Origin of the sequence: Paraburkholderia dipogonis, from assembly GCF_046027395.1 — a bacterium.
In the GTDB taxonomy this organism is placed as follows: Bacteria; Pseudomonadota; Gammaproteobacteria; order Burkholderiales; family Burkholderiaceae; genus Paraburkholderia; species Paraburkholderia dipogonis_A.
On the sequence record NZ_JAQQEG010000022.1, the window covers coordinates 1 to 23,187 of the forward strand.

Annotated in this window: 20 protein-coding genes and 5 tRNA genes; 8 read left to right on the forward strand and 17 right to left on the reverse strand. The window is 64.2% G+C overall.

The features are described from left to right. Window positions 1-63 precede the first annotated feature (63 nt). Window positions 64-1,440, reverse strand: coding sequence for a DNA repair protein RadA (gene radA / locus PQR32_RS22555; protein ID WP_408231843.1), 1,377 nt, complete (start codon window positions 1,438-1,440; stop codon window positions 64-66). Window positions 1,441-1,545: 105 nt separating this feature from the next. Then, the gene (gene alr, locus PQR32_RS22560; RefSeq protein WP_408231846.1) at window positions 1,546-2,616 is read right to left on the reverse strand and encodes an alanine racemase; all 1,071 of its coding nucleotides are present in this window, start codon (window positions 2,614-2,616) and stop codon (window positions 1,546-1,548) included. 218 nt (window positions 2,617-2,834) lie between these two features. Here alr and lplT point away from each other — a divergent pair, with 218 nt between their 5' ends. After that, the gene (gene lplT, locus PQR32_RS22565) at window positions 2,835-4,142 is read left to right on the forward strand and encodes a lysophospholipid transporter LplT (protein ID WP_408231849.1); all 1,308 of its coding nucleotides are present in this window, start codon (window positions 2,835-2,837) and stop codon (window positions 4,140-4,142) included. A gap of 59 nt (window positions 4,143-4,201) precedes the next feature. Next, a complete protein-coding gene (thiD, locus tag PQR32_RS22570; protein WP_408231852.1) occupies window positions 4,202-5,008 on the forward strand; it encodes a bifunctional hydroxymethylpyrimidine kinase/phosphomethylpyrimidine kinase in 807 nt (268 codons plus the stop codon). A gap of 108 nt (window positions 5,009-5,116) precedes the next feature. Here thiD and PQR32_RS22575 read toward each other — a convergent pair whose 3' ends face one another. From PQR32_RS22575 to tsaB, 4 genes are all read right to left on the reverse strand, one after another. Beyond that, window positions 5,117-6,130: a DUF1853 family protein gene (locus tag PQR32_RS22575; protein ID WP_408231855.1), complete on the reverse strand. Its 1,014-nt coding sequence runs from the start codon at window positions 6,128-6,130 to the stop codon at window positions 5,117-5,119. Continuing rightward, window positions 6,127-7,230 (reverse strand): uracil-DNA glycosylase family protein, encoded by a 1,104-nt coding sequence (locus tag PQR32_RS22580; protein ID WP_408232238.1) that lies wholly within the window; start codon window positions 7,228-7,230, stop codon window positions 6,127-6,129. Before PQR32_RS22580 ends, PQR32_RS22575 begins: the two co-directional genes overlap by 4 nt. Before the next feature lie 229 nt (window positions 7,231-7,459). After that, a complete protein-coding gene (rimI, locus tag PQR32_RS22585; RefSeq protein WP_408231858.1) occupies window positions 7,460-7,954 on the reverse strand; it encodes a ribosomal protein S18-alanine N-acetyltransferase in 495 nt (164 codons plus the stop codon). Further along, window positions 7,951-8,772: a tRNA (adenosine(37)-N6)-threonylcarbamoyltransferase complex dimerization subunit type 1 TsaB gene (tsaB, locus tag PQR32_RS22590; RefSeq protein WP_408231861.1), complete on the reverse strand. Its 822-nt coding sequence runs from the start codon at window positions 8,770-8,772 to the stop codon at window positions 7,951-7,953. Before tsaB ends, rimI begins: the two co-directional genes overlap by 4 nt. A gap of 182 nt (window positions 8,773-8,954) precedes the next feature. On the opposite strand from tsaB, the gene PQR32_RS22595 reads away from it, so the two are divergent. From PQR32_RS22595 to aceA, 3 genes are all read left to right on the forward strand, one after another. Then, window positions 8,955-9,224 (forward strand): acyl-CoA-binding protein, encoded by a 270-nt coding sequence (locus tag PQR32_RS22595; protein ID WP_132376843.1) that lies wholly within the window; start codon window positions 8,955-8,957, stop codon window positions 9,222-9,224. Between the two features lie 518 nt (window positions 9,225-9,742). Next, window positions 9,743-11,380, forward strand: coding sequence for a DEAD/DEAH box helicase (locus tag PQR32_RS22600; RefSeq protein WP_408231864.1), 1,638 nt, complete (start codon window positions 9,743-9,745; stop codon window positions 11,378-11,380). 457 nt (window positions 11,381-11,837) lie between these two features. Then, window positions 11,838-13,142 (forward strand): isocitrate lyase, encoded by a 1,305-nt coding sequence (gene aceA / locus PQR32_RS22605; RefSeq protein ID WP_408231867.1) that lies wholly within the window; start codon window positions 11,838-11,840, stop codon window positions 13,140-13,142. Window positions 13,143-13,379: 237 nt separating this feature from the next. Here aceA and PQR32_RS22610 read toward each other — a convergent pair whose 3' ends face one another. Continuing rightward, window positions 13,380-13,814 (reverse strand): universal stress protein, encoded by a 435-nt coding sequence (locus PQR32_RS22610; protein ID WP_408231870.1) that lies wholly within the window; start codon window positions 13,812-13,814, stop codon window positions 13,380-13,382. A gap of 206 nt (window positions 13,815-14,020) precedes the next feature. Continuing rightward, entirely contained in the window at window positions 14,021-14,923 is a 903-nt protein-coding gene (locus PQR32_RS22615; protein ID WP_408231873.1) for a LysR family transcriptional regulator, read from the reverse strand. A gap of 151 nt (window positions 14,924-15,074) precedes the next feature. On the opposite strand from PQR32_RS22615, the gene PQR32_RS22620 reads away from it, so the two are divergent. Next, window positions 15,075-15,890, forward strand: a complete 816-nt coding sequence (locus tag PQR32_RS22620; protein ID WP_408231876.1) for a haloacid dehalogenase type II — start codon at window positions 15,075-15,077, stop codon at window positions 15,888-15,890. 96 nt (window positions 15,891-15,986) lie between these two features. Further along, complete coding sequence (gene aceB, locus PQR32_RS22625) at window positions 15,987-17,597, forward strand: malate synthase A (protein WP_408231879.1); 1,611 nt, start codon at window positions 15,987-15,989, stop codon at window positions 17,595-17,597. A 195-nt stretch (window positions 17,598-17,792) separates the two neighbouring features. On the opposite strand, the gene PQR32_RS22630 is transcribed toward aceB, so the two are convergent. Continuing rightward, window positions 17,793-18,194 (reverse strand): gamma-glutamylcyclotransferase family protein, encoded by a 402-nt coding sequence (locus PQR32_RS22630; protein ID WP_408231882.1) that lies wholly within the window; start codon window positions 18,192-18,194, stop codon window positions 17,793-17,795. Window positions 18,195-18,272: 78 nt separating this feature from the next. Then, the gene (gene rraA, locus PQR32_RS22635) at window positions 18,273-18,767 is read right to left on the reverse strand and encodes a ribonuclease E activity regulator RraA (protein ID WP_408231885.1); all 495 of its coding nucleotides are present in this window, start codon (window positions 18,765-18,767) and stop codon (window positions 18,273-18,275) included. 188 nt (window positions 18,768-18,955) lie between these two features. Between rraA and PQR32_RS22640 the strand changes: the two genes are divergently transcribed. Then, window positions 18,956-19,855: an AraC family transcriptional regulator gene (locus PQR32_RS22640; protein ID WP_408231888.1), complete on the forward strand. Its 900-nt coding sequence runs from the start codon at window positions 18,956-18,958 to the stop codon at window positions 19,853-19,855. Between the two features lie 177 nt (window positions 19,856-20,032). Here PQR32_RS22640 and PQR32_RS22645 read toward each other — a convergent pair whose 3' ends face one another. From PQR32_RS22645 to gltX, 7 genes are all read right to left on the reverse strand, one after another. Beyond that, the gene (locus PQR32_RS22645) at window positions 20,033-20,497 is read right to left on the reverse strand and encodes a GNAT family N-acetyltransferase (RefSeq protein ID WP_012433487.1); all 465 of its coding nucleotides are present in this window, start codon (window positions 20,495-20,497) and stop codon (window positions 20,033-20,035) included. A gap of 142 nt (window positions 20,498-20,639) precedes the next feature. Then, window positions 20,640-20,716, reverse strand: a tRNA-Asp gene (locus PQR32_RS22650). A 79-nt stretch (window positions 20,717-20,795) separates the two neighbouring features. Continuing rightward, window positions 20,796-20,871 (reverse strand) — tRNA-Glu (locus PQR32_RS22655). A 61-nt stretch (window positions 20,872-20,932) separates the two neighbouring features. Further along, window positions 20,933-21,009, reverse strand: a tRNA-Asp gene (locus PQR32_RS22660). Between the two features lie 100 nt (window positions 21,010-21,109). Continuing rightward, window positions 21,110-21,185: transfer RNA gene (locus PQR32_RS22665), tRNA-Glu, on the reverse strand. 156 nt (window positions 21,186-21,341) lie between these two features. Further along, window positions 21,342-21,417, reverse strand: a tRNA-Ala gene (locus PQR32_RS22670). Between the two features lie 122 nt (window positions 21,418-21,539). Further along, window positions 21,540-22,949, reverse strand: coding sequence for a glutamate--tRNA ligase (gene gltX / locus PQR32_RS22675; protein WP_408231891.1), 1,410 nt, complete (start codon window positions 22,947-22,949; stop codon window positions 21,540-21,542). Window positions 22,950-23,187 lie beyond the last annotated feature (238 nt).

Genomic DNA, 23,187 nt, shown 5'->3' on the forward strand with positions numbered 1-23,187 from the left:
AATCTTATATTAACCCCCCCCCCCCCCCCCCCGGGCCCCCCCCCCCCCCCCCCCAACCCCCGTCTATTCGAGCGTGCGGACCCGGTCGATCGCCTGTTCGATCCGCTCGACCGCAACGACCTGTAAGCCTTCGATCGGCTGTTTCGGCGCATTGGCCTTGGGAATCACCGCGACCGAAAAGCCCAGTTTGGCGGCTTCCTTCAGGCGCTCCTGACCGCGCGGCGACGGCCGGATCTCGCCGGCGAGGCCCACTTCCCCGAACACCACTAGCCCTTTGGGCAGCGGCTTGTTACGCATGGACGAATGAATCGCGAGCAGCACGGCGAGGTCGGCGGCAGGTTCCGTGATCTTCACGCCGCCCACGGCGTTCAGGAACACGTCCTGATCGAAACACGCGATGCCCGCATGCCGGTGCAACACCGCCAGCAGCATCGCGAGCCGGTTCTGCTCCAGACCAACGGCCAGGCGCCGCGGGTTCGGCGCGTTGGCCGAGTCCACGAGGGCCTGCACTTCGACCAGCAGCGGCCGCGTGCCCTCCTGCGTCACCAGCACGCACGAGCCCGGCACCGACTGCTCGTGCTGCGACAGAAACAGCGCCGACGGATTGGCCACGCCGCGCAAGCCGCGCTCGGTCATGGCGAACACGCCGAGCTCGTTGACCGCACCGAAACGGTTCTTGATCGCGCGCACCAGACGGTACGAGGAATGCGTGTCGCCCTCGAAATACAACACCGTGTCGACGATGTGCTCGAGCACGCGCGGCCCGGCCAGCGCGCCTTCCTTGGTCACGTGGCCAACCATGATGATGGTGGTGCCCGATTGCTTGGCGATGCGCGTGAGTTGCGCCGCGCACTCGCGCACCTGGGCGACCGAGCCCGGCGCGGAGGTCAGCGCGTCGGAATAGACCGTCTGGATCGAGTCGATCACCGCGACATCGGGCCGCTGGTCGGCGATCGTCGCCTGGATTTTTTCGAGCTGGATTTCAGCGAGCAGTTGCAGCTCGCTCGCCTTCGAGCCCGGCTCCAGCAACGAAAGCCGTTGCGCGCGCAACGCAATCTGCGCGGCCGATTCTTCGCCGCTGATATAGAGCGCGCGTTTGTCGGCGGCGATCTCCGCGAGCGATTGCAGCAACAGCGTCGATTTGCCGATGCCCGGATCGCCCCCGATCAGCACCACGCCGCCCGGCACGAGACCGCCGCCGAGCACGCGGTCGAACTCGCTCACGCCAGTGGAAAAGCGCGGCACATCGGACGCATCGATATCGGCGAGACGGCGCACCGGCGCGCTCTTCGCGAGCGACTGGAAGCGGTGCGTGGACGGCGCTTCCGCCACCGACTCGACCAGCGTGTTCCACGCATTGCACGAGGGGCACTGGCCGGCCCATTTCGGCGATTGCCCGCCGCATTCACTGCAGATGTACAACGTTTTGGGTTTTGCCACGCGTTATTGCCTGTGTTGCTGTTCTTTGGATTGAAACGCTTGCTGCGAGGCCAGGCGCGCGCCTGGGTTGCGTGCCCGGGTTTGCGTGCCCGGGTTTGCGTGCCCTTACTCCGCCCGTACCGGCACGCGCGGCGCCACGGCACACATCAGCTCATAGCCGATGGTGCCGCACGCCTGCGCGACGTCGTCGATCGGCAGCGAGGTGCCCCACAGCTCGACGCGCGAGCCGACGTTGGCGGTCGGCACCGGCGTCAGGTCGACGGTGAGCATGTCCATCGAGACGCGCCCGACGACCCGCGTGCGCACGCCGTCGACGATCACCGGCGTGCCTTCCGGCGCGACGCGCGGATAGCCGTCCGCGTAGCCGCACGCCACCACGCCGATGCGCATCGAGCCGCGCGCCTTGAACGACGAACCGTAGCCCACCGTATGGCCTTCGACGAGCGTCTGCACGGCGATCAGTTCGGAGGCGAGCGTCATGGCCGGCTGCAGGCCGGTGCCTTCGATCGCGGCCGTCGCGCCCGACGGCGACGCGCCGTACATGATGATGCCCGGGCGCACCCAGTCGAAGTGCGTGGCGGGATGCCACAGCGTGGCCGCCGAGTTCGCGAGGCTGCGCGCGCCGGCGATGCCCTGCGCGCCGCGCTCGAACGCTTCTACCTGATAGTCGACGCCGCGATCGCCGTCGGCGTCGGAGAAATGGGTCATCAACGTGATCTGGCCGACGCCCTGGCAAGCGCGCGCGCGTTCCCACGCAGAGCGGAACTTCTCCGGTGTGTAACCGAGACGGTTCATGCCGGTATTCATCTTCAACTGGATGTTGACCGGTTTGGACAGGCGCGCCATTTCGAGCATGCGCAACTGTTCGTCCGAATGCAGCGCGGTGGTCAGGCTGTAGCGGTCGATCACGTCGATATCGGTCGGACGAAAGAAGCCTTCGAGCAGAAGAATCGGGCCGGCCCAGCCCAATTCACGCAACTTAACGGCCTCTTCGAGGTCCAGCAACCCAAAGCCGTCGGTTGCGCGCAGGCCGGGGAAAACGCGCGCAAGGCCGTGCCCGTAGGCGTTGGCCTTGACGACGGCCCAGATTTTGGATTTTGGCGCGTAGCGCCGGGCAACGACGAGATTATTGGCGAGAGCGGAGGTATGAATCGTGGCTGAAAGGGGGCGCGGCATGGGATATTTTCGTAAAGACGCTTGCGAATCAGCGGCTTACAGGGCGTTTTCAGCGCTCGGCAGCCCGCTGGGCGGTGCGATCAAGGATTCTGCTAGTCCGAATCCATCTATTTTCATGATATAAAGCCGTGCGCACAACCCATTTCGAACGGCATAAGCCCGGACGCTCAACCAGCGGCCGGGGCGGACAGACCGCAGCGAGGACAGCATCGCATCAGATGAAAAAAGGTTTTTACACCATCATGGCCGCGCAGTTTTTTTCGTCGCTGGCCGACAATGCGCTTCTGATCGCTGCTATCGCACTGCTGAAAGATCTTCACGCCCCGAACTGGATGACGCCGCTGCTCAAGTTGTTCTTTGTGCTGTCGTATGTCGTTCTCGCCGCCTTCGTCGGTGCCTTCGCCGACTCCCGTCCGAAAGGACGCGTGATGTTCATCACCAATACCATCAAGGTCGTCGGTTGCATCACGATGCTGGTGGGCGCGCATCCGTTACTCGCGTACGGGATCGTCGGCTTCGGCGCGGCGGCCTACTCGCCCGCCAAATACGGCATTCTCACCGAACTGCTGCCGCCTGACCGGCTGGTCGCCGCGAACGGCTGGATCGAAGGCACGACCGTCGGCTCGATCATTCTCGGCACCGTGCTCGGCGGCGCGCTCATCAGCCCGCACATTGCCGCGCCGATCCTGCGGCACCACATTCCCTCGGTCAACACGCCCGCCGAGGCGGCGATGCTGGTCATCATGGCCATCTACGTTATCGCGGCGCTGTTCAATCTGCGCATTCCCGACACTGGCGCGCGCTATCCGAAACAGGAACGCGGCCCGATCAAACTCGTCACCGATTTCGCCGACTGTTTCCTCGTGCTGTGGCGCGACAAGCTCGGCCAGATTTCGCTCGCCGTCACCACGCTGTTCTGGGGCGCGGGCGCGACGCTGCAATTCATCGTGTTGAAGTGGGCCGAGGTGTCGCTGAACATGTCGCTCTCCGAAGCGGCCATTCTGCAGGCGGTGGTGGCCGTGGGCGTGGCGGCCGGCGCGATCTTCGCGGCTTCGCGGGTGCCGTTGAAGAAGTCGCTGTCGGTGTTGCCGGTCGGCATCATGATGGGCATCGCCGTGATGCTGATGGCGTTTTACACGCGCGACCTGTTCCCTGCCCATTGGGGTCTCTATTTCGGCCGCGTGCATGTGCCGGGTTATCTGATCGTCGCCTACATTTTCCTGATGATCGTGGGCGGCCTGTCGGGCTTCTTCGTCGTGCCGATGAACGCGCTGCTCCAGCATCGCGGGCACGTGCTGCTGTCGGCCGGTCACTCGATTGCCGTGCAGAACTTCAACGAAAACCTCTCCGTGCTCGTGATGCTGTGCCTCTACGCCGTGCTGGTGTGGCTCGACGTGCCGGTCACGGCGGTGATCTTGCTGTTCGGCACCTTCGTCTGCGTGATGATGTGGTTCGTGATGCGGCGCCACCAGGCCAACCAGCGCGCGTTCGACTCGGTCGCGCTGATCGGCGAAGTCAAGCACTGATCCGCGGCGGGTCGTCCGCTCACGTCGCGACCCGCGCCTTCCTCCTTCCTCGCTTTGCCATGACTCAACCGATTCCCAATGTGCTGACGATAGCCGGCTCCGATTCCGGCGGCGGCGCCGGCATTCAGGCCGATCTGAAGGCTTTCTCGGCGCTCGGCGCGTACGGCGCGAGCGTGATCACCGCGCTCACCGCGCAGAACACGCGCGGCGTCACCGCGATTCACGCGCCGGACCCCGGCTTCATTACCGCGCAACTCGACGCGGTGTTCGACGACATCCGCATCGACGCCGTGAAGATCGGCATGCTGGCGAACGCGCCGATCGCGCGCGCGGTCGCCGACGCACTGCGTCGGCACAAGCCGAAGCACATCGTGCTCGACACGGTGATGATTTCGAAGAGCAACCATGCGTTGCTGCTGCCGGACGCGGTCGCTGCGGTGCGCGACGAATTGCTGCCGCTTGCCGATCTGCTGACGCCCAATCTGCCGGAAGCCGCCGCGTTGCTCGGCGTGCAAGCCGCGACCGATGAAGCCGGCATGGTCGAGCAAGGCGAAGCGCTGCGCGCGCTCGGCGCGCACGCGGTGCTGATGAAGGGTGGCCATCTGAGCGCGACAGATAGTCCGGACTGGCTGGTGCAGGGGAGCGGCACGCTGCGTCTCGGCGGCCCACGTGTGCCGGTGAAGAATACGCATGGGACGGGCTGCACGCTGTCATCGGCGATTGCGGCGCTGATTCCGCAGCGTGGCGATCTGGCGAGCGCTGTCGCCGACGCGAAGGAGTATCTGACCGGCGCGCTGCAAGCGAGCGATCGACTCGACGTCGGCAGCGGCGTCGGGCCGGTGCATCATTTTTATCGGTGGTGGTGAGGGGCGGCTGGGCGTCGTGGTGGTCTGGCTGCGTTCGCCAGGTCCTGCGCCCTGGTTTTTCCGGCGCCTCTTCATGGTCTTTCCCGCTTCTTTGCTGTTCGCCCGCCGCTACTGTCGCGCGTAGCTTTGCGCCAGCTCCGGCCACTCGTCGGACACGATAAAGCCACGCGAGCGTTCTATCAGATTGCCCGCGCTGTCCTCGACGAACGCGGCGACCATCGCCGGTCCGCGCTGATGTGCGGTTTGCCCGGCGAGCGTTTGCGCATCGACGAAAGCCAGCCCTGCAGCCCGCACCTCGAGAGGCGTATGGCGCCGCGGCGCAAGCCACTCCAGCCGCGGCAATGTGCACCACTTCTTCGCATGAGCCGCTCCGAACGCCGGCCAATCACCGCGCGTCACCCACCATCCACGACCATGCGCAGGATCGAGCTCGGCAGGATCGGTCGGCGTCTCGCCATCACGGTAAAACAGCCAGCCTTTGATGAACATCTGCGGCGTCCACGGACCCGCGTAGCCGACCGAGGCAAACTCCTCACGCGCGCTCAACGGCAACTGGTGATTCAGCACATGCGCGAGCTTGAGATCGAAGCGGTCTTTCAGATTCGGGCCGACGTAGTTGAATAACTGAGCGGACGACTGAGCATGCCCTCCACCGGCATGCAGATAGCACTTCACGGCCAGCTCCCAATGCAGCCGCGCACCCTGCCGCGTCTGGACCAGAAAATCGCATTCGCCGAGCGTGACGCCCGCGCGCCGCAAGGGCACGCCGGCAGCCACCAGCCGCGCCGCCGGTCCATGCTGCAGGAACCAGCCGAGCAGCCGTTCGGCGTACCGGCCGAGACGCGTGATGCGCGTCGCCGCGAGTTCGTGATGCAAGGGTTCGGGCGCGGCGTCGAGCGCGCGTAGCCAGTCGATGGTCGCCTGCGCTTCCTGCAGCGTGTCGAAGGGATTCGCCAGCGCGCCCACCGGTGGTTGCGGGCGCAACAGATCGGCGCTCAGCAACAACCACGCAAGATCACGCACGGCGGCATCGTGCAAGTTGTCGAGTAGCGTATCGCGGCTTGCGGCATCGATGCACGGCGCAGTGGCGGAACCGGCCGCCGGCCCCTCGGCGGCCGTCACTTCGACGCGTTCGACGGCACGCCGCCCGCCGCTCGCCACGTGTCGCGCGCAAGGCACAGATCGGCCCAGGCTTTGGCCTTGTCGGGCAAGCTGCGCAACAGATACGCCGGGTGATAGGTGACGATCACGGGCACGCCTTCGTATTCATGGACGCGGCCACGCAGCGACGAAATGCTCGCCTCGGTTTTCAGCAGACTTTGCGCCGCGAAGCGGCCGAGCGCGACGATCAGCTTGGGTTTGACCAGCCCCACCTGACGTTGCAGATACGGCTCGCAACGCGCGACTTCGTCCGGTTCGGGATTACGGTTGCCGGGCGGCCGGCATTTGATCACGTTCGCGATATAGACATTGGTGTCGCGCGCGAGGGTCAGCGAACGGAGCATGTTGTCGAGCAGCTTGCCGGCCTGGCCGACGAACGGCTCGCCCAGACGGTCCTCGTTCTCACCTGGCGCTTCGCCGATCAGCATCCAGTCGGCGCCACGATCGCCGACGCCGAATACCGTGTTCGTGCGCTTCTCGCATAAACGGCAAAGTTGGCAGGCGGCGACGCGCTCGCTCAGCGCGTCCCAGTCGAGCGTGTGGATTGCCGGCGCTGCAGGGGCTTCGTGGCGTGCGTCCGCGGGAGCTTGGGTCGGCAGGTCGTCGAACCACGCGAAATCGTCGTCGGGTGGCGCGTCGAATGTGGGCGGCGCGGGCGTGCGGGATGGCTGCGGGGACGGCGGCGGCTCCTTGGGCTGGCGTGCTTCGGCGGGCGGCGGCTCCTTTGGCTGGCGTGCTTCGGCGGGCGGCGGCTCCTTTGGCGCCCGCGTTTCGACGGGCGTTCGCGTCCGTCCGTGCGCCAGGTCTTGTGTCCGGTCTTGTGTCCGGTCTTGCGCCGGGTCTTGCGCCGGGTCTTGTGCCGGCCGCGCAAAACGTTCACTTTGCTCGCCGCTTGGCGAACCGTGCTGCGGCGCGTTCGCACGCGTCTCGGCTGCGGGCTGGCGATCACCGAACCGATCGCGTGCCCCGGCCGCAGGCGATGCCTGCTCCGGACGGCCAGGCGTGCGGCGTTCGCCTTGCGCTGGCGTGGCGTTGGCTTGTTGAACGTCGGCCGCGCGCATCGCGGGCTGCGAGGTTTCCTGCGCGCGAGCCACGGGCGGCAACCCTGGCGCCGCGCCACGCGCATCATCACGACGCGCACCCGGCCGGGGCAGCGCACCAGCGCCCTGCCCGAGCGCGACTGCGGCTGCGGCCTCCGCTTGCGTCTGCGGCTCAGCAACCACCTCCTGCGCCACCGCCATTCCCCGACGCACCCACAGCGGCGCGAGTCCGAACTCTTCCAGTACCGATTCATGCAGCGCCATCTGCGCCCTCCGTGGCAAACGAGAAACGCATCACGATGGCGTCCTCCCGGCTGCGATGCCGCGCCGGATAATAATTTTTGCGCCGGCCGATCGAAGCAAAGCCGAAGCGCTCATACAAGTGGATCGCCCGATAATTCGACGGCCGTACTTCCAGCAACAGGCCTTCGAGTTTTTCAGCGCGGGTAATGCGCACCGCTTCGCGCAGCAGCGCGAGCCCGGCGCCGGCGCCTTGCGCCGCGGGCGTCACGCACAGATTGAGCAGATGCATTTCGTCGACGACCGGCATCAGCACGCAATAGCCGATCAGCGTGCCGGTGACATGGCGCAGACAGACGCCGAAGTAGCCGTTGCGCAGCGAGTCGCCGAAATTGCCCCGGCTCCAGGGAAACTCATAAGCGATTTTTTCGATGGCGGCGACTTCGTCCAGATCGCCTTCAGTCATCGGCGACATGTAGCGGTCCGCGAGCAACACGCCACTCATTGCCGGCCCTCGCCTTGCGCTGCGTCGTGCGCGAGTCTGGCGGCCTGCTCGGCCTTGGCGGCTTTTTCAGCTTTGTCTGCAACCCGCTCAGCGGTGGTCTGGGCGACCTTATCGCGCACATATTCCGGTGCGGCCTGGTCGGCGGGCACCGTACGCCCAGCACGCAATGCGCGCAGCGCGGCGTGGGCGAGCGGCACGGCGTGCGGCAGCGCCTCGCCATCGACGCTGCGCGCCGCGGCGAGTGCCGGCAGCCGCGCGCCGAACGCCGCCGCAGCATTGCCTGCCAGCGTGAAAGGGACATCAGGCAAAGCGAGCCGGTCCGGCGCATCGAGCGAAGCCACCTGAAGCGTGCGCCATTCACCTTGCGCGTCGTCCCAGGCGTAGTCGGCCCAATAGATTTCGTCCATGCGGGCGTCGAGCGCGGCGAGCACGCGCGTCACAGACGGATCGCGCAGGCGCGCGCTCTCGGCACAGGCGAGCAGCGTGCTGACCGGCACGACCGGCAGATTCAGGCCGAACGCGAGGCCTTGGGCGACGCCGGTCGCGGTACGCAGGCCGGTGAACGAGCCCGGGCCGGAACCGAAGGCGATCGCATCGCAGTCCGCCAGTTTCAGGCCAGCTTCGTTGAAAAGTTCGCGGATGGCGGGAAGCAGGCGCGTGCTGGAGACCGCGCCGGTTTGCTCATGGCGCACCCAGAGACGCGGTTCGGCGCGTGCCTCTTCAGGTGTGGCGCCAACCGGATTGCCGGCGGCGGACAGCAGCGCTACCGAGCAGAATTCGGTCGAGGTATCGAGGGCGAGGAGCACAGTGTGAGTCATGGACCGTATTGTAATCGGCACGGCGCGCGCAAATGTGGTTTGGCATGCGCGCGGCATGCTTCGGCTTCGCGACCGCGTGCCGGCCGGCGTTTGGAATAAGCCCTCGGCCCCGCGACGGCAGGCAATTGCTATGATCATCGGCCGATCTCAATCCCGACCCCGCCCCGGCGGGCAACATGACAATGACCGACATCGACACCCAGTTCACCCAGGCCCACGAAGACGTCCAGCAATTGCCGGAGCGTCCCGGCAATCTCACCCTGCTGCGCCTCTATGCGCTTTACAAGCAGGCCACCCGCGGCGACGTTCACGGCGACAAGCCGGGCTTTACCGACATCGTCGGCAAATACAAGTACGATGCGTGGGCGGCGCTCAAGGGCACGGCGCAGGACGCCGCGAAGCAGCAATACGTCGAACTGGTCGAAGCGCTCAAGAGCGGCGAGGCGGCCTGACTCGCCCAGATCGACGCCGGGCGGCTTCAGGCGGCCGTTCCTGCCCCGCACCAGGTGATGGCGAATCGGCCTGAACCATGCCGGCACGGCGATGGCCGGCCGGTGCAGCCGCCCGTCGAGCCGCCAGAACAGGAGCCGGCACAAACTTTTCCACCAGGAAAACTCCTAACAGTGGCGCAGTGCAGCAAAAGCCTATACAATACTGCCTGCGCTTCACTGCTTTGCCCGGCTTTCCTCTAGCGGCCTTTGCGGCGCAGCGCCTCGTAGCGTTTAGCTCCAATCCAGTTTAGAACCTGTCCCCTCCTGCCTAGCCCCCTACGGGCGATCATGTCCCAGGCTGGCGGCACGCCGTGTTGGCATGTCGCATCCGATACAGCTTCTAACGAAAAGCTCGCCTTCATTGTCGCGAGCTGCCCCCGTTTTTCGATTTGCTCGCTGCTTCTTTGCTCGCTGAATCCGACGACTTGGGTATGCCGATTGGCGCCGACGTTTTAATTCCCTGTGTACCAAGGATTCTCATGACTTCGAGCAATACCCCCAGCAGCCCGTTGAACGCCATCGCCGACCAAGCCCTCGGTCTCGCCGACGCACCCGCACAAGCCGCAGCCGTTGCTGCCGCTCCGGAAGCCGTCGCCGCTGAAGCCGCAGCACCGGCCGGCCCGTCGTTCGCGTCGCTTGGTCTGTCCGCGGATGTCGTCTCCGCGCTGACCGCCGCTGGCTATCAGAACCCCACGCCGGTTCAGCAACGCGCCATCCCCGCCGGTATCGCCGGCCGCGACCTGATGGTCTCGAGCCCGACCGGTTCGGGCAAGACCGCCGCATTCATGCTGCCCGCCATCGAGCGTTTTTCGCAACTGCAAAAGGCGCAAGCCAGCCAGCCGCGTGAACCGCGTCCGGCCGACGGCGCACGCACGCGCCGTCCGCAACCGGTTGCCCGTCCGACCATGCTGGTTCTGACGCCGACCCGCGAACTCGCGATGCAGGTCACCACCGCCGCCGCCACGTACGGCAAGCACCTCAAGCGTCTGCGCACCGTCAGCATTCTGGGCGGCGTCGCTTATGGTCAACAACTGATGCTGCTGGCAAAGAACCCGGAAATCCTGGTTGCTACGCCGGGCCGTTTGATCGATCACCTGGAACGCGGCCGTATCGATCTGTCGCAACTGCAGATCCTCGTCCTCGACGAAGCTGACCGCATGCTCGACATGGGCTTCATTGAAGACATCGAAACGATCGTTGCCGCTACGCCGGCTTCGCGTCAAACCATGCTGTTCTCGGCCACGCTCGACGGCAAGATCAGCTCGCTGACGGGCCGCCTGCTGAAGGATCCGGAACGGATCGAGATCGTTCAACGTCTGGAACAGCGTACCAACATCGCGCAAACCGTCCACTACGTCGACGACCGCGATCACAAGGATCGTCTGCTCGACCATCTGCTGCGCGACGAAGGCCTCGACCAGGCTATCGTTTTCACGGCAACCAAGATGGACGCCGACCAACTGGCCGGCCGTCTGGCCGACGCCGGTTTCGAATCGGCCGCCCTGCACGGCGATCTGCCGCAAGGCGCGCGTAACCGCACGATCCGCGCATTGCGCGAGCGCCGTGTGCGCGTGCTGGTGGCCACGGACGTCGCCGCTCGCGGTATCGACATCCCGGGCATCACGCACGTGTTCAACTACGACCTGCCGAAGTTCGCCGAAGACTACGTGCACCGCATCGGCCGTACCGGCCGTGCTGGCCGCTCGGGTATCGCGGTGAGCCTCGTGCATCACGCCGAGCAAGGCGCGTTGAAGCGCATCGAGCGTTTCGTGCGCACTCCGCTGCCGGTCAATGTCGTCGAAGGCTTCGAGCCGCGCAAGTCGGCTCCGGCGGGTAATGGCCGTCCTGGCTTTGGCGGCCGCGGCCGTCCGGGCGGTGGCAACGGCGGTGGCCGTCGCTTCGGTAGCGGTTCGGGCAAGCCGGCCGGTAACGGCGGCGGTTCGCGCAGCGGTAGCGGTAGCGGCAATGGCGGCGGCTGGGCCGGCAAGTCGGCTGGCGGCGGCTCGCGTGAAGGCGGCTTCGGCGGCGGTTCGCGTGAAGGCTACGGTGGTTCGCGCGACGGCGGCTACGGCGCACGCCGCAGCGACGGCCCGCGTACGGCGCGTCGCGGCAGCTAAGTACTGACCGGGCGCATTCCGCTCAGGGCTTTCGGCCCGTCGCAGCGCCCAGGCAGTACTGCTCAGTCAGCTTGAAAAAGACCCGGACGGCCTCGCGCCGTTCGTCAGTCGAAAAAAACCGGTGCTCATGCGCCGGTTTTTTTTTGTCCGCACATCGGCGCGCCCCAAATTTCACGATGTGGAAAATTTTTTTGCGTCGTAAAAAATCGTGCTGCACGGCACAAGACGGCCTATTGCAAGATGGAAAAAGTCGTTTCTTAATGCGGAACGCGTGTCATAAGTTATTGATTGATAACAAATATAAATACTAAAAAATCGCTCCTTGGTAGCTATTGTGCGAGCATCGATTTGCCTAGACTCTTATATAAGACTTCACGAAACGAAACGCCCCGACCGGCCGGCCGCTTCGACGAAGAAAAGAGTCACCCATCCATTACAGGCAAACAAGGAGCACACCATGTCCCGTCAAGAACAAGCCAGGCAACTCCAACAGCAATGGGAAACCGATCCGCGCTGGAAAGGCGTGAAGCGCAGCTACACGGCGGAAGACGTGATCCGCCTGCGCGGTTCGGTACAAGTCGAGCACACGCTCGCTAAGCGCGGTGCGGAAAAGCTGTGGGAAAGCGTGAACAACGAGCCGTTCGTCAACTCGCTCGGCGCGCTGACCGGCAACCAGGCCATGCAACAGGTCAAGGCCGGCCTGAAGGCGATCTATCTGTCGGGCTGGCAAGTTGCGGGCGACGCGAACGTCGCCGGTGAAATGTACCCGGACCAGTCGCTGTATCCGGCGAACTCGGTGCCGCTCGTCGTGAAGCGCATCAACAACACGCTGACGCGCGCCGACCAGATCCAGTGGTCGGAAGGCAAGAATCCCGGCGACGAAGGCTACGTGGACTACTTCCAGCCGATCGTGGCGGACGCGGAAGCCGGCTTCGGCGGCGTGCTGAACGCGTTCGAACTGATGAAGGCGATGATCGAAGCGGGCGCCGCGGGCGTGCACTTCGAAGACCAACTGGCGTCAGTCAAGAAGTGCGGCCACATGGGCGGCAAGGTGCTCGTGCCGACGCGTGAAAACATCGCCAAGCTGACGGCCGCGCGTCTGGCCGCCGACGTCTCCGGCACGCCGACCGTGCTGCTGGCGCGCACCGATGCGGAAGCCGCTGACCTGATCACGTCGGATATCGACGAAAACGACAAGCCGTTCCTGACCGGCGAGCGCACGGTGGAAGGTTTCTACCGCACGAAGCCGGGTCTCGAGCAGGCGATCTCGCGTGGCCTCGCCTACGCGCCGTACGCCGACATGATCTGGTGCGAAACCGGCAAGCCGGACCTCGAGTTCGCGAAGAAATTCGCCGACGCGATCCACAAGGAATACCCGGATCAACTGCTGTCGTACAACTGCTCGCCGTCGTTCAACTGGAAGAAGAACCTCGACGACGCGACGATCGCCAAGTTCCAGCGCGAACTCGGCGCGATGGGCTACAAGTTCCAGTTCATCACGCTGGCCGGCTTCCACGCGCTGAACTACTCGATGTTCAACCTCGCGCACGGCTATGCCCGCAACCAGATGACGGCCTTCGTCGAAATGCAGCAGGCTGAATTCGCTGCCGCCGAAAAGGGCTTTACCGCGGTCAAGCATCAGCGCGAAGTCGGCACCGGCTACTTCGACGCCGTGACGCAAACGGTCGAACGCGATGCATCGACGACCGCGCTGCACGGCTCGACGGAAGACGAACAGTTCTTCGACAAGAAGGTCGCGTAATCGAGCCCGTGGTCTGATCGCTGGAACAGGGCAGACAGACGAAAAGCGGCTCCGTCAGAGAGCCGGCGTCACAGGGAGGAGCACGGTCGTCGGGGCGTGAACCGGGCAGCGCCGACGGCCGGTAGCTTGAAGTGGAATTTGGGAGAAATCGCAGCAGCAAGAAAGCCAGCACAACGCATGTGCGGCGAACATAGCGCGCCGGCCTCACCGCCGGCGCGTTTTTTTGCCGGCTTCGATTCAGCGATACACGATCACCGGAATCTTCGTATGCGTGAGCACGCGCTGCGTTTCGCTGCCGATCAGCAGGCTGCCCAGACCGCGGCGGCCATGCGAGGCCATGAAGATCACATCGCAGCCGCCCTGCTCCGCCGCTTCGATAATGCCGAGGTACGGCGCCGGGTGCACGCTGGTCCGGCTCTCGACCGTGACGCCGACACGGCGCGCCGCCATCTCCACCTCGCGCAGATGCACGCGCGCTTCGCGCTCGCTGCGTTGCAGGAATTCGGAGGGCGGTTCGACCACTACGTCGGAGAACGGCGAGTACGGGTATTGCGGCAGGCACGCGTAGGCGGTCACGCGCGCATTGACGGCTTGCGCGAGATCAATGGCGCCGTCGATTGCCTTGCGAGACAGATCTGAACCGTCGGTCGGAACCAGGATGTGCCTGAACATGATGCCCTCCGTCGCCGGCTGCGCGCAGCGCGGCCTCAGCGTTCAACGAGGCTCGGCGTGCAAGCCGCTTCAATCGATTGTAGGTCGCGGAATTGAGCGTATGAATCCGTTGAGGGTCTGTCCGCATATCGGAAACCCCTTGTGCGCGGTGGCGGCGCAACCGCCGGGCAAGGTCGGAGGGCGCCGGTCGCCGTCAGCCCCCGCAGTTAGCCCCAGTAATCAGGGTGTCCATACGTATGCTTGAGAAAGTCCAGAAACAACCTCACCCGCAGCGGCAAATGACGGCGCTGCGGAAACACCGCGTGAATACCGATGGGCGGCGCGGCGAATTCGTCGAGCACGCTGACGAGCCGCCCGGCCGCGATGTCCGTGCCGACTTCCCACCACGAGCGCCACGCGAGGCCGTAGCCTTCGAGACACCATTCGTGCAGCACGGCGCCGTCCGAGCATTCCATCGTGCCGGACACTTTGATCGAGACAACCTTGTCGCCCTGCTGGAACATCCAGCCGCGCTGCTGGTTGGCGCTCGCGCCGAGCGCGAGACAGTTGTGATGCGCGAGATCGGTGAGGCTGTGCGGCGCGCCGCGCCGGCTCAGGTACGACGGCGACGCCACGCACACACGGCGGTTCTCGCCAAGCTTGAGCGACACCAGCGACGAATCCGGCAACTCGCCGAGACGCACCGCGCAATCGAAACCTTCGTTGACCAGATCGACGAGGCGGTCGGACAGGTCGAGCGTGATCGACACGTCCGGATGCGCGACCGTGAATGCCGGCACCAGCGGCGCGACGTGCCGGCGTCCGAAACCGGCCGGAGCGGAGAGCCGCAAATGGCCGCTCGCCTTCACGCCCCCCGCCGACACGCTGGCTTCGGCGTTCTGCATCTCGTGAATGATGCGCTGGCAGTCTTCGAGAAAGGCCGAGCCCTCGAAGGTCAGCGTGATCTTGCGCGTGGTGCGCACCAGCAATTTGACGCCGAGGCGCTCTTCGAGCGCGTCGATGCGGCGGCCGATGATGGCCGGCGCGACGCCTTCAGCCGAAGCCGCGGCAGACAGGCTGCCTTTGGCCGCGACGGTCACGAAAGTCTCGATCTGCTTGAAACGGTCCATGAGCGATGGGAACCGCGCCTAGGCGGGAAAGTGGTCGGTGCGCGTCAGATTAGGTGGATGAAAGTAAAAGATCAAGTGATGTTTAGCCTCTTTTTTAGCGCGTAGCATCACTAATACAATCCGTCCTGACCTCTGATAGGAGCGCACGGCAATGTCGGCCACAACGACACTCTCCCCTAAAGCAGTGATTTTCGACGCGTACGGCACGCTTTTCGACGTGCATTCGGTGATCGCTGCCGCGGAGCAGATGTTCCCCGGCCACGGCGACGCGCTCTCGCAGTTGTGGCGTCAGAAACAGATCGAATACACGCAGTTGCGCACGATCGCCGATCCGGCGGACGCACCCGGTTCGCATTACCGGCCGTTCTGGGACATCACGCTCGACGCCTTGCGCTTCGCCGCGAAAAAACTTCAGCTCACGCTGGGCCGCACGGCCGAGAAGCGTCTGATGGACGAATACGCGTGCCTGTCCGCTTTCCCTGATGCCGTGCCCGCGCTGCGCCATTTGCGCGACATATCGCCGAATTCGGCAGCGCCCGCGGGCAGCGAATCCGCCTCGCGTCCGCTTCTCGCCATTCTCTCGAACGGCAACCCGCAAATGCTCGACATTGCCGTGAAGAGCGCCGGCATGACGCGCCTGTTCGATCACGTTCTATCCGTCGACGCCGTGCGCGCCTACAAACCTTCGCCCGCCGCTTACGCGCTCGGCACGCAAGCCTTCGACGCGCTGCCGCGCGAGATCGTCTTCGTGTCGTCGAACGGTTGGGACGTGGCAGGCGCGACGTGGTTCGGCTTCACCACTTTCTGGCTCAACCGGCAAAACGCCCCAGTCGAAGAACTGGGCGTCACGCCGCACGGCGCGGGCGGAGGCATGTCCGATCTGCTCGCTTTTCTGAAGACCCCCGCGTCGCCCGGCCGCAGCAGCGGCGCCGGCGGCAGCCGCACGCGCCACAGCCCTGGCGCATGACGGCTACCACTGGATAACACGACGCGCATCAACCGCAATTCAACGCATTTTCAACATTTGCATCGTTGCAATCTGACCGACCAAGGAGAAGAAAACATGGCGAACCCGCAGTCATCGCACGCATCATTGCAGCTGCCGCAGGGCATGGAAATCACGGCTGAGATCAAGCCGGGCTACGAAGCGATTCTGACGCGCGAAGCGCTCGAACTCGTCGCCGCGCTGCATCGCACGTTCGAGCCGCGCCGTCAGCAGTTGTTGCAGGCGCGCGTGGAACGCACCAAGCGCCTGGATGCCGGTGAGCGCCCTGACTTCCTCGCCGAAACGAAAAGCGTGCGTGAAGCCGACTGGACCATCGCGCCGTTGCCGCAGGACCTGCAATGCCGTCGCGTGGAAATCACCGGTCCGGTCGAGCGCAAGATGATCATCAACGCGCTGAATTCGGGCGCGGATTCGTACATGACCGACTTCGAAGATTCGAATGCGCCGAGCTGGGACAACCAGATCACCGGCCATATCAATCTGAAGGACGCGGTGCGCCGCACGATTTCGCTGGAACAGAACGGCAAGTCGTACACGCTGAACGACAAGGTCGCCACGCTGATCGTGCGTCCGCGCGGCTGGCATCTGGACGAGAAGCACGTGAAGGTGGACGGCAAGCGCGTGTCGGGCGGCATCTTCGACTTCGCGCTCTTCATGGTGCATAACGCGAAGGAACTGGTCGCGCGCGGTTCGGGCCCGTACTTCTATCTGCCGAAGATGGAGAGCCATCTCGAAGCGCGTCTGTGGAACGACATTTTCGTCGCCGCGCAGGAAGCGGTCGGCGTGCCGCGTGGCACGATTCGCGCGACGGTGCTGATCGAAACGATCGTCGCCGCTTTCGAAATGGACGAGATCCTGTACGAGCTGCGCGAACATAGCTCGGGTCTGAACGCCGGCCGCTGGGACTACATCTTCTCGGCGATCAAGAAGTTCAAGGCCGACCGCGACTTCTGCCTGGCCGACCGCTCGCAGATCACGATGACGGCGCCGTTCATGCGCGCCTACGCGCTGCTGTTGCTGAAGACCTGCCATCGCCGCAATGCGCCGGCGATCGGCGGCATGAGCGCGCTGATTCCGATCAAGAACGATCCGGCCGCCAACGAAAAGGCGATGGGCGGCGTGCGCTCGGACAAGGCGCGCGATGCCGGCGACGGTTACGACGGCGGCTGGGTCGCGCATCCGGGCCTCGTGCCGATCGCGATGGAAGAGTTCGTCAAGGTGCTCGGCGACAAACCGAACCAGATCGGCAAGCAACGCGACGACGTGCTCGTCACGGCGACCGACCTGACGGACTTCCGTCCGGAAGCGCCGATCACCGAAGGCGGTCTGCGCAACAACATCAACGTCGGCATTCACTACCTGGGCGCGTGGCTCGCGGGCAATGGCTGCGTGCCGATTCACAACCTGATGGAAGACGCCGCCACCGCGGAAATCTCGCGCTCGCAGGTGTGGCAATGGATTCGCTCGCCGAAGGGCAAGCTCGAAGACGGCCGCAAGGTGACGGCCGAACTGGTGCGCGAGTTGTCGGCGCAGGAACTCGACAAGGTGAAGCAGGCCGTGGGCGGCGACACCAAGCCGTATGAGCGCGCCGCGCAGATCTTCGAAGAGATGTCGACGTCGGAGCAGTTCACCGACTTCCTGACGCTGCCGCTGTACGAGGAAATCTGAGGCCAGCATCAGGCCTCATGGATGCATCGGGTGCGCCCGATGCGTTGATAAAGGACGACGCAGCAGCAAGCCTGCTTTCGCGTGTCACATGCAGCGCGAAAGCGACTTGAGTCGCAAGGCTGACCGACCGGACGGCCCGACAGGCGTATGCTTGCCGGGCCGTTTTTTTATGCGCGCGCGCCGTGGCGAGGCCAGTCAGCGCGTGCTGCGGTACTCGATCCAGTCGCCCGATCTGATTTCGGGCAAGCCCTTCACCGCGTTCGGCGCAACGGGATAAAAACGGCAGTTCACGACGTTGCCGTCGACCTTCACCATCACTTCGCGTGCGAGGAAACGATCCTCGACGCCTGGATAGACCGCCTCGATTTCGTCGAGCACGGCGACGAGTTCGTCGTCGATCTCGTAGACGTCGCCGATTACGTCGACGCCCGCTTCGTCGATCACGAGGCCCGGATACGAGCCGAAGTCGAACAGATGGCCGCGGACCGTGGCCGTGCCGAGCAGATTGGGGGCGGCAATCTCATTGCGCGCTGCGGCATGGCGGATGTCGTTCACTTCACCGGCGCGCAATGTGCCGTATACAAAGACGGTCTGCATCGTCGTTTGCTCTCCTTCAATTGGGGTTTGGGTGGCTTCTGTTTCTGGCTCTGTTCGAGCTCAAGTCCCGGCTGCGGCTCAGTTAAGCGCCGCGCTTGCCACGAGCACGCCGTCAATATCCGCGTAGATCCATTCGCCGGGACGCACCAGCGCGCCGGGCAATTGCACCGTCACGTCGCGCTCGCCGGTGCCGAGCTTCTGGCCGCGCCGCGGGGAGGTTGTCAAAGCCGCAATGCCGACGTTGACCTCGTTCAACTCCAGCGTATCGCGCACACAGCCGTTCAGGACGATGCCCGCCCAGCCGTTCTGTTCCGCGATCTGCGCAAGGTTGCCGCCGACCAGCGCGCAACGTAGGCTGCCGCCGCCGTCGACCACCAGCACACGGCCCGCGCCCTTCTCCTCGAGCGTGGCCCGCACGAGTGCGTTGTCCTCGAAGACCTTCAGCGTCACCGCTTCACCGCTGAAACACTCGGCGCGGCTAAACAGGTGAAAGACCGGCTCGAGCACGCGCAGCGTGCCGAGCGCCAGCTGATCCTCGTGCGCGTCGCACAAGTCCGCGGTAGCAAAACTCATGGCGTTCTCCTTCGGTCCGGGCAATCGGGACATTATGCAACGCCGGGTCTTGCGCAACACCTACAATGAGTATCCTGCGGCGGTTTGGCGGTTTGACCGCCCGCACCGGGTTTCGCCTTGCGGTGCTTTCGGATGACTTTCGAGGTCCGCGCTTGCCGCGGTCCGTTATCGGGATCGATCTTCACACCATGACTTCGTCCGCCGACTCCAACCTGTCGAGCCTCGTACGCTTCGCCGATATTCCGCCCGAGTTCCAGCCGAACGAAACGCATCCGATTCGCGTGCGCTCGCGGCAGATGCCCTCGGGCTGGCGCATTGCGCGTCACACGCATGCGTGGGCGCAGGTAGCCTACGCGTCGCGCGGCGTGCTGCGGGTCGCGACGACCGGCACGACGTGGATGGTGCCGCCGTCGCGGGCAATCTGGGTGCCGCCGCATGTGACGCACGAAGTGGTCGCCGTCGAAGACGCGTTTCTGCGCACGCTCTACATCACCGAAAGCACCGTGCCGGCCGGGCTCGATACGCCGCGCGTGGTCGAGGTCTCGGATCTGCTGCGCGAAGTGATTGCCGCGCTCGACACACCGGGCATCTCGGCTACGCGTGAGCAGTTGCTGGGCGCTCTCGCACTCGACGAATTGACTCGCTCGGAGCCGCTGCCGCTCTCCGTGCCGATGCCCAATGAAAAGCGTCTGCGCGCACTGTGCGAAGCGGTGATTGCGGACCCGACGCATGGCGAGTCGCTCGAACAATGGGCGTCCAGCGTGGGCGCGAGCACGCGGACCATCGCGCGGCTGTTTCGTCAGGAGCTGGGGGTGAGTTTTTCGCAATGGCGCCAACAGGCGATTCTGGCGCGCGCGATTCCGCTGTTGAGCCAGGGACGGCCGCTTTCGCATGTCGCGTTGGAATTGGGCTATCAGAGTCAGAGCGCGTTTTCCGCGATGTTCCGCCGTGCGTTCGGCGAAAGTCCGCGCGCGTTTATCGAGCGCGGCTCGGAACATCGGGCGGGGCATGGGGAGCACGGCGACACGGAGGCGGATGACGAGACGGCGCGAGATCGCGCGGATGCATCGAGCGACGCCGCACGTTGAATGAGCGCCTGAAATTTCGGCGTCAAACGCGCGCTTTGGACGCGGCGCGCCTAAAGCGGCGCTCTAAACCCTGCGTGTCAATCACTAGCGCCTCAGACCGCGTGCGTCAAACCCGACGCTTCAAAGCCAGCGTGCCAAACACCAGCACCGCGGACCTTGCGTGCCAACACCGCCGCCTCAAACCCGACGCGCCAGATGACGGATCGCGCCGAGTTGCGCAAGACGCGGCCCGGCCAGCTTATAACCTTTGCGCTGATAGAGCCGGGCGGCGGGATTGTCGACGAACACCCTCAGTTGCAACTCGCGCAGCCCGCGCTCGCGTGCCCATTGATGCGAAACATCGAGCAGATACGTGCCGGCGCCGAGCCGGCGATGGCCTTCGGCAATCTGCACGTCGCGGATATGCAGCGAATCGCCCTCTTGCGTGATGCGCAGCACGCCGATCGGCGTGCCGTCCATTTCGAGAATGAAATTCTCCGACTCGCGCCAGCTACCGAGAAACAGATCGCCGCGCCAGACGAGATGGTGGCGACGGTAGTAACCGCCCATGTTGTTGCGAGTCAGCGCCTCGGCGAACTCGAAATCGTCCATGCTGGCCTTGCGCAGATGAAACGGTAACGGAGCTTCGGTTGGATCGAACATGGCAGGGCGACAGGGAAGAGTCGGGTCAACGGTAAAACAGGCCGCGCGCGCTGGCAATGGCTGTTTGTCCCGAGCATACCCAGGCGCGCTGAATGGCGGAATAAAAAAAGCCCACTTCTTTCGAAGTGGGCTTTCTCAAATCTGGCGGAGCGGACGGGACTCGAACCCGCGACCCCCGGCGTGACAGGCCGGTATTCTAACCAACTGAACTACCGCTCCAGATTTTTGCACCGCGTTCATGAGCCAGGCTCATTCACTGCTGCACCGTTCAACTTCCAACCGAACGACGCCGATGTACTGGCGTCCCCTAGGGGATTCGAACCCCTGTACTCACCGTGAAAGGGTGATGTCCTAGGCCTCTAGACGAAGGGGACAACGTACTGCTTACACCTTTAATGAAAAAGCCCGTTCAAGTTCGTATGAACGGGCTTTGTCTGGCGGAGCGGACGGGACTCGAACCCGCGACCCCCGGCGTGACAGGCCGGTATTCTAACCAACTGAACTACCGCTCCAGTTTGCCTATCAATGACTTGCGAGCGTTGGTTTTTTCTCTGCAAGCTGCGCTGCTTATTACTACTCGAATAAATCGAATACTAAAGCGACGCTGATGTTTGGCGTCCCCTAGGGGATTCGAACCCCTGTACTCACCGTGAAAGGGTGATGTCCTAGGCCTCTAGACGAAGGGGACATAATCTTTTCAGATCTGTCTTTATCTTGCTGCTAACTCACGCTAACTTTTGTTTCGTCAGCAGCAAAGACCGATATTCTAAACTACGTTACAACCGTTTGTGAAGTCTTTTTTGCTACAAGCTCCAGACTTCGGAACGACTTCACTCTGCTCTGATGGTGGAGGTAAGCGGGATCGAACCGCTGACCTCTTGCATGCCATGCAAGCGCTCTCCCAGCTGAGCTATACCCCCCTTGCAGAACAGAAACGAGATTCTAGAGGCCAATTTGGGCTTTGTAAATACCCTTTGAGCAATTGCATGCGACTTTTTTCACAAGTCGCATGCAAACCCTCTCAAGGCTCGCACGAACGCGCTCAGGTCAGCGCTTTTTCGATGCGGCCCACGACAACGTCACGTCCGAACAGCATCAGCACACTGTCGATCGACGGCGTATGCGTGGTGCCCGCCACCAGCAGACGCACCGGCATCGCCAGTTGCGGCATCTTCAGTTTGTGCGCGCCGAGCGTCGCCTTCAACGCGGCGGCGATTGCTTCCTTGGTCCACTCGACCGTCTTGAGCGCCGCGGCCAGATCGGCGAGCGCCGGCCGCACTACGTCGGTCACGTGCTGCGCGAGGGACTCGGCATCCGGCGCCGGCGTGCGGTAGAACATCGCGGCGTTCTCGGCGATCTCCTTCACCGTCGATGCACGGTCCTTCAGCAAGCCCACCACGGCCACCAGATCGGCGCCCTGCGCGAGTGCGGCGTCGTCGATACCCAGTTCGGTGAAGAACGGCCTGGCCAGCCCGGCGAGGCGCTCGTTATCCGCTTCCTTGATGTAGTGCGCATTCAGCCAGTTCAGCTTGTCGTGGTCGTACTGCGCCGGGGACTTGCCCAGATGCTCCAGATCGAACCACTCGACGAACTGTTCGCGCGAGAAGATTTCCGCGTCGCCATGCGACCAGCCGAGGCGCGCCAGATAGTTGACCACCGCTTCCGGCAGGAAACCGGCGTCGCGATAACCCATCACGCTCATCGCGCCGTGGCGCTTGCTCATCTTCTCGCCCTGCTCGTTCAGCACGGTCGGCAAGTGCGCGTAGACCGGCGTCTCGCCGCCGAGCGCGCGCAGAATGTTAATCTGCCGCGGCGTGTTGTTGACGTGATCATCGCCGCGAATCACGTGCGTGATGCGCATGTCCAGATCGTCGACCACCACGCAGAAGTTGTAGGTCGGCGTGCCGTCCGGACGCGCGATCACGAGGTCGTCGAGCTCTTCGTTCGAGATCTCGATGCGGCCTTTCACGGCGTCGTCCCATGCCACCACACCGGTGAGCGGATTGCGGAAGCGCAGCACCGGCTGCACGCCGGCCGGCGGCTCCGGCAGAACCTTGCCCGGCTCCGGACGCCACGTGCCGTCATAGCGCGGCTTTTCGCCGGCTTCGCGTTGACGCTCGCGCAGCGCGTCGAGTTCTTCCGTCGACATGTAGCACGGGTACACCAGCCCCGCGTCCTGCATCTGCTCGAGCACTTCGCGGTAACGGTCCATGCGCTGCATCTGGTAGAACGGGCCCTCGTCGAAATCGAGGCCGAGCCACGCCATGCCTTCGAGAATGGCGTCGACGGATTCGCTGGTGGAGCGCTCCACGTCGGTGTCCTCGATCCGCAGCACGAAGGTCCCTTTCATCTTGCGCGCGAACGCCCACGGATAAAGCGCGGAGCGAATGTTGCCGAGGTGGATGAAGCCGGTGGGACTCGGTGCGAAACGGGTACGAACGGAGGTGGTCATTAGCGGTTACTCGGAAGACAGGCGCCGGCGCTCGGAGCAGACATCGCCCGCAAAGCGCGGCAGCGGAGCGCGCCCATTCGGCAAAACAGCGCCGTGCATGGGCACGAAGGAAATAAATGCGAGAGGCGAATTATACCTTCGAGAAGCGTCTTACCTGCCCTCGTCCGAACGGCCAGGTGCGGCGTGCATGCGGCGCCGAACAGCGTCCGAGGACTTCCTCTGCAACGTTTCATTACCG

What these genes read in the sequence shown, in the direction of transcription:
- alr (WP_408231846.1), bottom strand. Translation starts at nt 2,616, where the DNA reads ATGCCGCGCCCCCTTTCAGCCACGATTCATACCTCCGCTCTCGCCAAT.
- lplT (WP_408231849.1), top strand. Translation starts at nt 2,835, where the DNA reads ATGAAAAAAGGTTTTTACACCATCATGGCCGCGCAGTTTTTTTCGTCG.
- thiD (WP_408231852.1), top strand. Translation starts at nt 4,202, where the DNA reads ATGACTCAACCGATTCCCAATGTGCTGACGATAGCCGGCTCCGATTCC.
- PQR32_RS22580 (WP_408232238.1), bottom strand. Translation starts at nt 7,230, where the DNA reads ATGCGCGCGGCCGACGTTCAACAAGCCAACGCCACGCCAGCGCAAGGC.
- rimI (WP_408231858.1), bottom strand. Translation starts at nt 7,954, where the DNA reads ATGAGTGGCGTGTTGCTCGCGGACCGCTACATGTCGCCGATGACTGAA.
- tsaB (WP_408231861.1), bottom strand. Translation starts at nt 8,772, where the DNA reads ATGACTCACACTGTGCTCCTCGCCCTCGATACCTCGACCGAATTCTGC.
- PQR32_RS22595 (WP_132376843.1), top strand. Translation starts at nt 8,955, where the DNA reads ATGACCGACATCGACACCCAGTTCACCCAGGCCCACGAAGACGTCCAG.
- PQR32_RS22600 (WP_408231864.1), top strand. Translation starts at nt 9,743, where the DNA reads ATGACTTCGAGCAATACCCCCAGCAGCCCGTTGAACGCCATCGCCGAC.
- aceA (WP_408231867.1), top strand. Translation starts at nt 11,838, where the DNA reads ATGTCCCGTCAAGAACAAGCCAGGCAACTCCAACAGCAATGGGAAACC.
- PQR32_RS22610 (WP_408231870.1), bottom strand. Translation starts at nt 13,814, where the DNA reads ATGTTCAGGCACATCCTGGTTCCGACCGACGGTTCAGATCTGTCTCGC.
- PQR32_RS22615 (WP_408231873.1), bottom strand. Translation starts at nt 14,923, where the DNA reads ATGGACCGTTTCAAGCAGATCGAGACTTTCGTGACCGTCGCGGCCAAA.
- PQR32_RS22620 (WP_408231876.1), top strand. Translation starts at nt 15,075, where the DNA reads ATGTCGGCCACAACGACACTCTCCCCTAAAGCAGTGATTTTCGACGCG.
- aceB (WP_408231879.1), top strand. Translation starts at nt 15,987, where the DNA reads ATGGCGAACCCGCAGTCATCGCACGCATCATTGCAGCTGCCGCAGGGC.
- PQR32_RS22630 (WP_408231882.1), bottom strand. Translation starts at nt 18,194, where the DNA reads ATGCAGACCGTCTTTGTATACGGCACATTGCGCGCCGGTGAAGTGAAC.
- rraA (WP_408231885.1), bottom strand. Translation starts at nt 18,767, where the DNA reads ATGAGTTTTGCTACCGCGGACTTGTGCGACGCGCACGAGGATCAGCTG.
- PQR32_RS22640 (WP_408231888.1), top strand. Translation starts at nt 18,956, where the DNA reads ATGACTTCGTCCGCCGACTCCAACCTGTCGAGCCTCGTACGCTTCGCC.
- PQR32_RS22645 (WP_012433487.1), bottom strand. Translation starts at nt 20,497, where the DNA reads ATGTTCGATCCAACCGAAGCTCCGTTACCGTTTCATCTGCGCAAGGCC.
- gltX (WP_408231891.1), bottom strand. Translation starts at nt 22,949, where the DNA reads ATGACCACCTCCGTTCGTACCCGTTTCGCACCGAGTCCCACCGGCTTC.